This is a genomic window from Paracidovorax sp., assembly GCF_057642795.1.
The window spans coordinates 265021-273189 of record NZ_JBXYZY010000040.1; the positions used below are offsets into that span (position 1 = coordinate 265021).

Sequence of the window (8169 nt, forward strand, 5' to 3'; positions counted from 1 at the left end):
TTCCCTTTCAAATACTTAAGAGCGTTCCAGTTCGATGTCCAGGCCCAGGGAACGGATTTCCTTGACCAGCACATTGAACGATTCGGGCATCCCTGCCTCGATGGCGTGTTCGCCCTTGACGATGGACTCGTACACCTTGGTACGGCCCTGCACGTCGTCGGACTTCACGGTCAGCATTTCCTGCAGCACGTAGGCAGCGCCGTAGGCTTCCAGCGCCCACACTTCCATTTCCCCGAAACGCTGGCCACCGAACTGGGCCTTGCCGCCCAGCGGCTGCTGCGTGACGAGCGAGTACGGACCGGTCGAACGGGCATGCATCTTGTCGTCCACCAAGTGGTGCAGCTTCAGGTAGTGCATGTAGCCGATGGTCGTCGGACGCTCGAAGCGCTCGCCCGTGCGGCCGTCGTACAGGAAGGCCTGCGTGCGGGTGTCGGTCAGGCCCTTGCGCTCCTTGATGTCGTCCGGATAGGCCAGCTTCAGCATGTCCTTGATCTCGGCTTCGGAGGCGCCATCGAACACCGGCGTGGCATACGGCACGCCGTTGGTCAGGTTGGCGGCCATCGCCATCACGTCGTCGTCGCTCAGCACCGACAGGTCTTCCTTGCGGCCGCGCGAGTTGTAGACCTCTTCGAGGAACGCACGCATCTCGGACGCCTTGGCCTGGTCGCGCAGCATGTCGCCGATACGTTGGCCAATGCCCTTGCCGGCCCAGCCCAGGTGGACTTCCAGCACCTGCCCGATGTTCATCCGCGAAGGCACGCCCAGCGGGTTCAGAACGATGTCGGCAGGCGTGCCGTCGGCCATGTAGGGCATGTCTTCGACCGGAACGATCTTGGACACCACACCCTTGTTACCGTGACGGCCGGCCATCTTGTCGCCAGGCTGCAGGCGGCGCTTGACGGCCAGGTACACCTTGACCATCTTCAGCACGCCAGCGGGCAGCTCGTCGCCTTGCGTGAGCTTCTTGCGCTTTTCCTCGAAAGCCAGGTCGAAGCTGTGGCGCGTCTGCTCCAGAGCGTTCTTGATGGATTCGAGCTGCGTCGCCACTTCGTCTTCCGCCGGGCGGATGTCGAACCAGTGGAACTTCTCGACGGAAGCCAGGTAGGCCTTGTCGATCTTCGTGCCCTTAGACAGCTTCTGCGGGCCGCCGTTGGCCACGCGGCCGTTCAGCAGCTTCTCGATACGGTCGAACGCGTCGGCCTCGACGATGCGCAGCTGATCGTTCAGGTCCAGGCGGAAGCGCTTGAGCTCATCGTCGATGATCTGCTGGGCGCGCTTGTCGCGCTGGATGCCTTCGCGGGTGAAGACCTGCACGTCGATCACGGTGCCCGAGGAACCTTGGTCCACGCGCAGCGAGGTGTCCTTCACGTCGGAAGCCTTCTCGCCGAAGATGGCACGCAGCAGCTTCTCTTCCGGCGTCAGCGTGGTTTCGCCCTTCGGCGTGACCTTGCCCACCAGCGTATCGCCGGGCTGCACTTCGGCACCCACGTAGATGATGCCGGACTCGTCCAGACGGTTCAGTTGCTGTTCCGACAGGTTCGGAATGTCGCGCGTGATTTCTTCGGCGCCCAGCTTCGTGTCGCGGGCCATGACCACCAGTTCCTCGATGTGGATCGAGGTGTAGCGGTCTTCGGCCACCACGCGTTCGGAGATCAGGATCGAGTCTTCGAAGTTGTAGCCGTTCCAGGGCATGAACGCGATCAGCATGTTCTGGCCGATGGCGATCTCGCCCAGGTCGGTGGAGGCACCGTCGGCGATCACGTCACCCTTGGCCAGCACGTCGCCACGCTTGACAATCGGGCGCTGGTGGATGTTCGTGTTCTGGTTGGAACGCTGGTACTTGATGAGGTTGTAGATGTCCACGCCCACTTCGCCGGCAACGGCTTCGGCGTCGTTCACACGCACCACGATGCGGGTGGCATCCACGTAGTCCACCACGCCGCCGCGGTTGGCCGTCACCACCGTGCCGGAGTCCACTGCCGCCACGCGCTCGATGCCGGTGCCCACCATGGGCTTTTCCGGACGCAGCACAGGCACAGCCTGACGCGACATGTTGGCGCCCATCAATGCGCGGTTCGCGTCATCGTGCTCCAGGAAGGGCACGAGCGATGCGGCGACCGACACGATCTGCGCGGGCGACACGTCCATGTACTGCACGCGATCGGCGGACAGCAGCGTGGATTCACCCTGCTCGCGGGCCGACACCAGGTCGCCGGTCAGGCGGCCTTCGGCGTCCAGCGTGGCGTTGGCCTGGGCGATGACGTACTTGCCTTCTTCGATGGCGGAGAGGTAGTCGATCTGGTCGGTCACCTTGCCGTCCACCACGCGGCGGTACGGCGTTTCGATGAAGCCGTACTCGTTCAGGCGGGCGTACAGAGCCAGCGAGTTGATCAGGCCGATGTTCGGGCCTTCAGGCGTTTCGATAGGGCAGACGCGGCCGTAGTGGGTGACGTGAACGTCGCGCACTTCGAAGCCGGCACGCTCGCGCGTCAGACCGCCCGGGCCCAGGGCCGAGACGCGGCGCTTGTGCGTGATTTCCGCCAGCGGGTTGGTCTGGTCCATGAACTGCGACAGCTGGGACGCGCCGAAGAATTCCTTCAGGGCGGCCGAGATCGGCTTGCTGTTGATCAGGTCGTGAGGCATCAGCGGCTCTTGCTCCGCCTGGCCCAGACGCTCCTTCACGGCCTTCTCGATACGAGCCAGACCGGTGCGGTACTGGTTCTCGGCCAGCTCGCCCACGCAGCGCACGCGGCGGTTGCCCAAGTGGTCGATATCATCGACTTCACCCTTGCCGTTGCGCAGATCCACCAGGATCTTCACCACGGCCAGGATGTCCTCGTTGGACAGCACCATCGGGCCGGTGGCGCCTTCGCGGCCGATCTTGGCGTTGAACTTCATGCGGCCCACGCGCGACAGGTCGTACGTGTCCGGGTTGTAGAAGAGACGCTGGAACAGGGCCTGCACGGCGTCTTCCGTCGGCGGCTCGCCGGGGCGCATCATGCGGTAGATGGCCACGCGGGCGGCGAACTCGTCCACCGTTTCGTCGATGCGCAGGGTCTGCGAGATATAGGCGCCTTGGTCCAGCTCGTTCGTGTAGATGACCTGCAGGTCCTTCACGCCGGAGGAACGCAGCTTCTTGAGCAGCGCTTCAGTCAGCTCTTCGTTGGCCTTGGCCACGATCTCACCGGTGTCGCCGTCCACCACGTTGCGCGCGACCACGCGACCGATCAGGAAGTCTTCGGGCACGCTGATGTGCGTCGTGCCGGACTGCTCCAGCTCGCGCGTGTGGCGGGCCGTGATGCGCTTGTCCTTGGCGACGACGACCTTGCCAGCCTTGTCGGTGATATCGAAACGCGCGACTTCGCCCTTCAGGCGGTCGGCGACGAATTCCATCTGCGCGCCGCTGTCCATCAGGCGGAAGTTGTCGTTCACGAAGAAGTTCGCGAGGATGGACTCAGGGTTCAGGCCGATGGCCTTCAGCAGGATGGTGACCGGCATCTTGCGGCGACGGTCCACGCGGAAGTACAGGATGTCCTTCGGATCGAATTCGAAGTCCAGCCAGGAGCCGCGGTAGGGAATGATGCGAGCCGAGAACAGCAGCTTGCCCGAGCTGTGCGTCTTGCCCTTGTCGTGCTCGAAGAACACGCCAGGCGAACGGTGCAGCTGCGACACGATCACGCGCTCGGTACCGTTGATGATGAAGGAACCCTTGTCGGTCATCAGGGGCACTTCGCCCATGTAGACCTCTTGCTCCTTCACTTCCTTGACCACCTTGGATTGCGACGTGGAAGACTCACGGTCGTAGATGATTAGCTGGACTTTCGCGCGCACGGCGGAAGCGAAGGTCAGCCCGCGCGTCTGGCATTCGCGCACATCGAAAGCAGGCTTCGCCAAGTTGTACTCGACGAACTTCATCTCCACAAAACCGTTGTGCGAGACGATGGGGAAAGCAGCGTTGAAGGCGGCTTGCAGGCCTTCGACCGTGCGTTTTTGGGGGGCTTTGTCTGCCTGCAGGAATGCGGTGTAGGCATCCTTTTGCATCTGCAGCAGGTAAGGCACTTCGAGCACGCTATCGCGGCTGCCGAAACTCTTGCGAATCCGCTTGCGTTCGGTATAGCTGTACGTGGATGTTGGGGCCATGAGATCTCCGGGCAAAGACATGAGTCCTGGGTCTTCGACGACTACTGACCCGCAAGGGCGCATTCCTTGCAGGCTTGGCGGTTGGCCACTACCAACCATGGCGGACGGTGATGCGTTGCACATCACCCGAACCAAGGCGTCTTCTGCTGTCGGGGGGATCAGAAGACACTAGAAAGCAGCCGCTCGGGGACTGCTTTCTGGTGCGCTCTGGACACGGGTTCCATAAGCGCCAAAGGCTGGGAGCCCTTTGGGAGCCCCCAGCCTTGGCGTGCAGCCGAATTACTTGAGTTCGGCCTTGGCGCCAGCTTCCACCAGCTTCTTGACGGCAGCTTCGGCGTCGGCCTTGGCGATGCCTTCCTTGACGTTCTTGGGAGCGCCGTCCACCAGGTCCTTGGCTTCCTTGAGGCCCAGGCCGGTGATTTCGCGCACTGCCTTGATGACCGACACCTTGTTGGCGCCAGCGTCTTGCAGCACCACGTTGAATTCGGTCTTTTCTTCAGCAGCAGCAGCGCCGGCGCCAGCGCCAGCAGCAGCGGGAGCAGCCATAGCGGCAGCGCTCACGCCAAACTTTTCTTCAATGGCCTTCACCAGGTCATTGAGTTCCATAACCGTCATGCTGTCCAGAGCGGTCAAGAATGCGTCTTTATCGAATGCCATTTTGATTTCCTAACAATATCGTTGGTTAACAGAGGGCCAATCAGGCCGCAACTGCCTCGGCTGCCGGTTCGGCGGCAGCGCCTTCGCCCTTCTTTGCCGCCAATGCGCCCAGCACAACGGCCGTACGCGACATCGGGGACATAAGCAAGCCACACAGCTGAGCCAGCAGCACTTCCTTGGAAGGGATGTTGGCCAGTTGCTTCACGCCGTTCACGTCCAGGGCCTTGCCTGCGAAGGCGCCACCGCGAATCACCAACTTGTCGTTGGTCTTCGCGAAGTCGGCCACCACCTTGGCGGCGGCCACAGCGTCTTCGGAGAAGCCATAGATCAGAGGACCGGTCATCTGGTCGGCCACGACTTCGAACGTGCTGCCAGCCACAGCACGGCGAGCCAGGGTGTTCTTCAGAACACTCAGGGTCACGCCCTTGCTGCGAGCATCGACACGCAGTTTGGTCATGTCAGCGACCGTGATGCCACGGTATTCCGCGATCACGAGCGTTTGAGCTTTAGCGGCGAGGCTGGTCACTTCATTGATGACCGCTTCTTTCTCACTGCGATTAAGACTCAAGGTCTACTCCTTAAATTGCACATCCGGGGCGAACCCTTTCTGTGCGCTCTTGTTGCAGCGACCAACTGGGAAGGAATGAATTCCATCTGCAGCGGGATCGCCATCTGCGTTGGCATCTCGTGGATTTAAGCGCAATCACCCTGCGCACCAACGGTCTTGGATGGCCTGCCGGCACTTGCACGCCGGCAGCCCACCACATCGACACCCCGAAAGGCATCGAAGATTTCTTGCAATTACGCCGCAGCGATGGATTGCGTATCCACGCGGACGCCCAGGCCCATCGTGGAAGACACGGCCACCTTGCGCAGGTACAGACCCTTGCTGGTAGCAGGCTTGGCCTTGTTCAGGGCTTCGATCAGCGCCGCCAGGTTGCCCTGCAGCTTCTCGTTGTCGAACGAACGACGGCCGATGGTGCTGTGAACGATACCGGCCTTGTCGACACGGAACTGCACTTGACCAGCCTTGGCGTTCTTCACGGCGGTGGCCACGTCGGGGGTGACGGTGCCGACCTTGGGGTTAGGCATCAGGCCACGCGGGCCCAGGATCTGACCCAGCGTACCCACGACACGCATGGCGTCGGGAGCAGCGATCACCACGTCGAAAGGCATGTCGCCCGCCTTGACCATGGCAGCCAGATCGTCCATGCCGACGATGTCAGCGCCAGCGGCCTTGGCTTCTTCAGCCTTGGCGCCTTGCGCGAACACGGCGACGCGGGTCGTCTTGCCAGTGCCGTTCGGCAGCACGACGGCGCCACGCACCACTTGGTCCGACTTCTTGGCGTCAATGCCGAGCTGCACGGCCACGTCGATGGATTCATCGAACTTGGCGGTAGCGGCTTCCTTCACGATGGCGACTGCCTCGGCGAAAGCGTACAGCTTCGTGCTGTCGACCTTGCCCTGCAGGGCCTTCTGCTTTTTCGTCAACTTAGCCATTTAGAGACCCTCCACCGTCACGCCCATCGAGCGAGCGGAACCAGCCAGCGTGCGGACGGCAGCGTCCACGTTAGCGGCGTTCATGTCCTTCATCTTGGTCTTGGCGATTTCTTCCAGCTGGGCGCGGGTGATCTTGCCGACCTTGGTGCTCAGAGCGTTCGCGGAACCCTTCTCGAGCTTGATGGCCTTCTTGATCAGCGTCGTCGCCGGAGGCGTCTTGATGATGAAGGTGAAGCTCTTGTCAGCAAATGCCGTGATGACCACGGGCAGCGGCAGACCGGGTTCGACACCTTGGGTCTGCGCATTGAATGCCTTGCAGAACTCCATGATGTTGAGACCACGTTGACCCAGAGCGGGGCCGATCGGTGGGGACGGGTTAGCCTTACCAGCTGGAACTTGCAGCTTGATAAAACCGACGATTTTCTTCGCCATGCTTTACTCCTTGCGGGTGATAACGCCTGCGCTATCGCACAGGCTCCCCGGGGTTAACGACTCTCTTTCCACATGCGCACCGAGTCGAGAAGTGCAGCATGCAACCAAACAAAAAAACTTAGGTCTTCTCGACCTGGCCGAACTCGAGCTCCACGGGGGTCGAGCGACCGAAGATCATCACGGAGACCCGCACTCGGCTCTTCTCGTAATTGACCTCCTCCACGGAACCATTGAAGTCCGTGAACGGACCTTCCTTGACGCGCACCAGCTCGCCGACCATGAACTCCACCTTGTGGCGGGGCTTGTCGGTGCCTTCCTGCATCTGGCTGACGATCTTCTGGACTTCGTCCTCAGAGATGGGCGCCGGGCGATTCTTCGCACCGCCGACGAAACCCGTGACCTTGTTGGTGTGCTTCACCAAGTGCCAGGTATCGTCATCCATCACCATCTCGACGAACACGTAGCCGGGGAACAGGCGACGCTCCGTCGTCTTGCGCTGGCCATTCTTCATTTCCACCACTTCTTCGGTGGGAACGAGGATGCGGCCGAACTTGTCGTTCATGCCGGCGCGATGGATACGCTCGGTGATGTTCCGCTCGACCGCCTTCTCCATGCCGGAATAGGCATGCACGATGTACCAGCGAAGATCGGGGTTGGCAGGTGCCGCGTGTTCGAGATCACCAGCTTGCACAGCATCCGTCATTATTTTCTCCAGCCCAGGATCAGGTCATACAACACCCACTCCAGGGTCTTGTCGGTAAACCAAAGAAACAATGCCATGACCACAACGAATACAAAGACGTAAGCAGTCATCTGCAACGTCTCTTTGCGCGTGGGCCAAACCACCTTCTTGACCTCTCGCCAGGCATCGCGGGCAAAGCCGATGAACTGCTTGCCAGGCTCGGAGACCAGGAACACGCCCACGGCAAGCACAAGGCCCACCAACAGCGCACCCCACTGAACCAGCGGGCCTTGCTTGGCGAGCACATAAAAACCACCCACAGCAGCGATCACGAGCAGCGCCACTGCGGCAAGCTTCGCCTTATCTGCCCCGGTACTGACAGTTTCAACCTGAGAAGTGGCCATATCTGACTTTTTTCCTGCTACGACATTCGGCGTCCCTAAGACACCGAAGCCCGCCAGGGTCTGGCGGGCTTGTTGGTGGCCACACTCAGGTGGCAGGGGCAGTAGGAATCGAACCTACAACCTTCGGTTTTGGAGACCGACGCTCTGCCAATTGAGCTATACCCCTTTGAACTTCAATTAAGCAATGATCTTGGCCACGACGCCGGCGCCGACGGTACGGCCGCCTTCACGGATGGCGAAGCGCAGACCTTCTTCCATGGCGATGGGGTTGATCAGTTTGACGGTGATCGACACGTTGTCGCCGGGCATGACCATTTCCTTGTCGGCCGGCAGCTCGATGGCGCCGGTCACGTC

Annotated in this window: 8 protein-coding genes and 1 tRNA gene; all 9 read right to left on the reverse strand. The window is 61.2% G+C overall.

Translation table 11 applies throughout. The annotated features are described in order from the left end of the window. Nucleotides 1-15: 15 nt before the first annotated feature. Entirely contained in the window at nt 16-4140 is a 4125-nt protein-coding gene (gene rpoB, locus AC3A84_RS17275) for a DNA-directed RNA polymerase subunit beta (protein ID WP_487971264.1), read from the reverse strand. A 279-nt stretch (nt 4141-4419) separates the two neighbouring features. Beyond that, nucleotides 4420-4797, reverse strand: a complete 378-nt coding sequence (gene rplL, locus AC3A84_RS17280; RefSeq protein ID WP_343593547.1) for a 50S ribosomal protein L7/L12 — start codon at nt 4795-4797, stop codon at nt 4420-4422. 40 nt (nt 4798-4837) lie between these two features. Next, the gene (rplJ, locus tag AC3A84_RS17285; protein WP_343593546.1) at nt 4838-5365 is read right to left on the reverse strand and encodes a 50S ribosomal protein L10; all 528 of its coding nucleotides are present in this window, start codon (nt 5363-5365) and stop codon (nt 4838-4840) included. 233 nt (nt 5366-5598) lie between these two features. Beyond that, on the reverse strand, nt 5599-6297 hold the full coding sequence (gene rplA / locus AC3A84_RS17290) for a 50S ribosomal protein L1 (protein WP_487971265.1): 699 nt from the start codon (nt 6295-6297) through the stop codon (nt 5599-5601). After that, nucleotides 6298-6729 (reverse strand): 50S ribosomal protein L11, encoded by a 432-nt coding sequence (gene rplK / locus AC3A84_RS17295; protein ID WP_092941599.1) that lies wholly within the window; start codon nt 6727-6729, stop codon nt 6298-6300. Between the two features lie 118 nt (nt 6730-6847). Further along, nucleotides 6848-7432 (reverse strand): transcription termination/antitermination protein NusG, encoded by a 585-nt coding sequence (nusG, locus tag AC3A84_RS17300; protein WP_092941601.1) that lies wholly within the window; start codon nt 7430-7432, stop codon nt 6848-6850. Continuing rightward, nucleotides 7432-7815, reverse strand: a complete 384-nt coding sequence (secE, locus tag AC3A84_RS17305; RefSeq protein ID WP_487971266.1) for a preprotein translocase subunit SecE — start codon at nt 7813-7815, stop codon at nt 7432-7434. Before secE ends, nusG begins: the two co-directional genes overlap by 1 nt. Before the next feature lie 90 nt (nt 7816-7905). After that, nucleotides 7906-7981, reverse strand: a tRNA-Trp gene (locus AC3A84_RS17310). Nucleotides 7982-7992: 11 nt separating this feature from the next. Continuing rightward, nucleotides 7993-8169: EF-Tu C-terminal domain-related protein (locus AC3A84_RS17315; RefSeq protein WP_460466113.1), on the reverse strand; the 177-nt coding region annotated here is incomplete at its 5' end.

Coding starts and splice junctions, on each gene's coding strand:
- rplA (WP_487971265.1), bottom strand. CDS start 6,297: ATGGCTAAGTTGACGAAAAAGCAGAAGGCCCTGCAGGGCAAGGTCGAC.
- nusG (WP_092941601.1), bottom strand. CDS start 7,432: ATGACGGATGCTGTGCAAGCTGGTGATCTCGAACACGCGGCACCTGCC.
- rplK (WP_092941599.1), bottom strand. CDS start 6,729: ATGGCGAAGAAAATCGTCGGTTTTATCAAGCTGCAAGTTCCAGCTGGT.
- secE (WP_487971266.1), bottom strand. CDS start 7,815: ATGGCCACTTCTCAGGTTGAAACTGTCAGTACCGGGGCAGATAAGGCG.
- rpoB (WP_487971264.1), bottom strand. CDS start 4,140: ATGGCCCCAACATCCACGTACAGCTATACCGAACGCAAGCGGATTCGC.
- rplL (WP_343593547.1), bottom strand. CDS start 4,797: ATGGCATTCGATAAAGACGCATTCTTGACCGCTCTGGACAGCATGACG.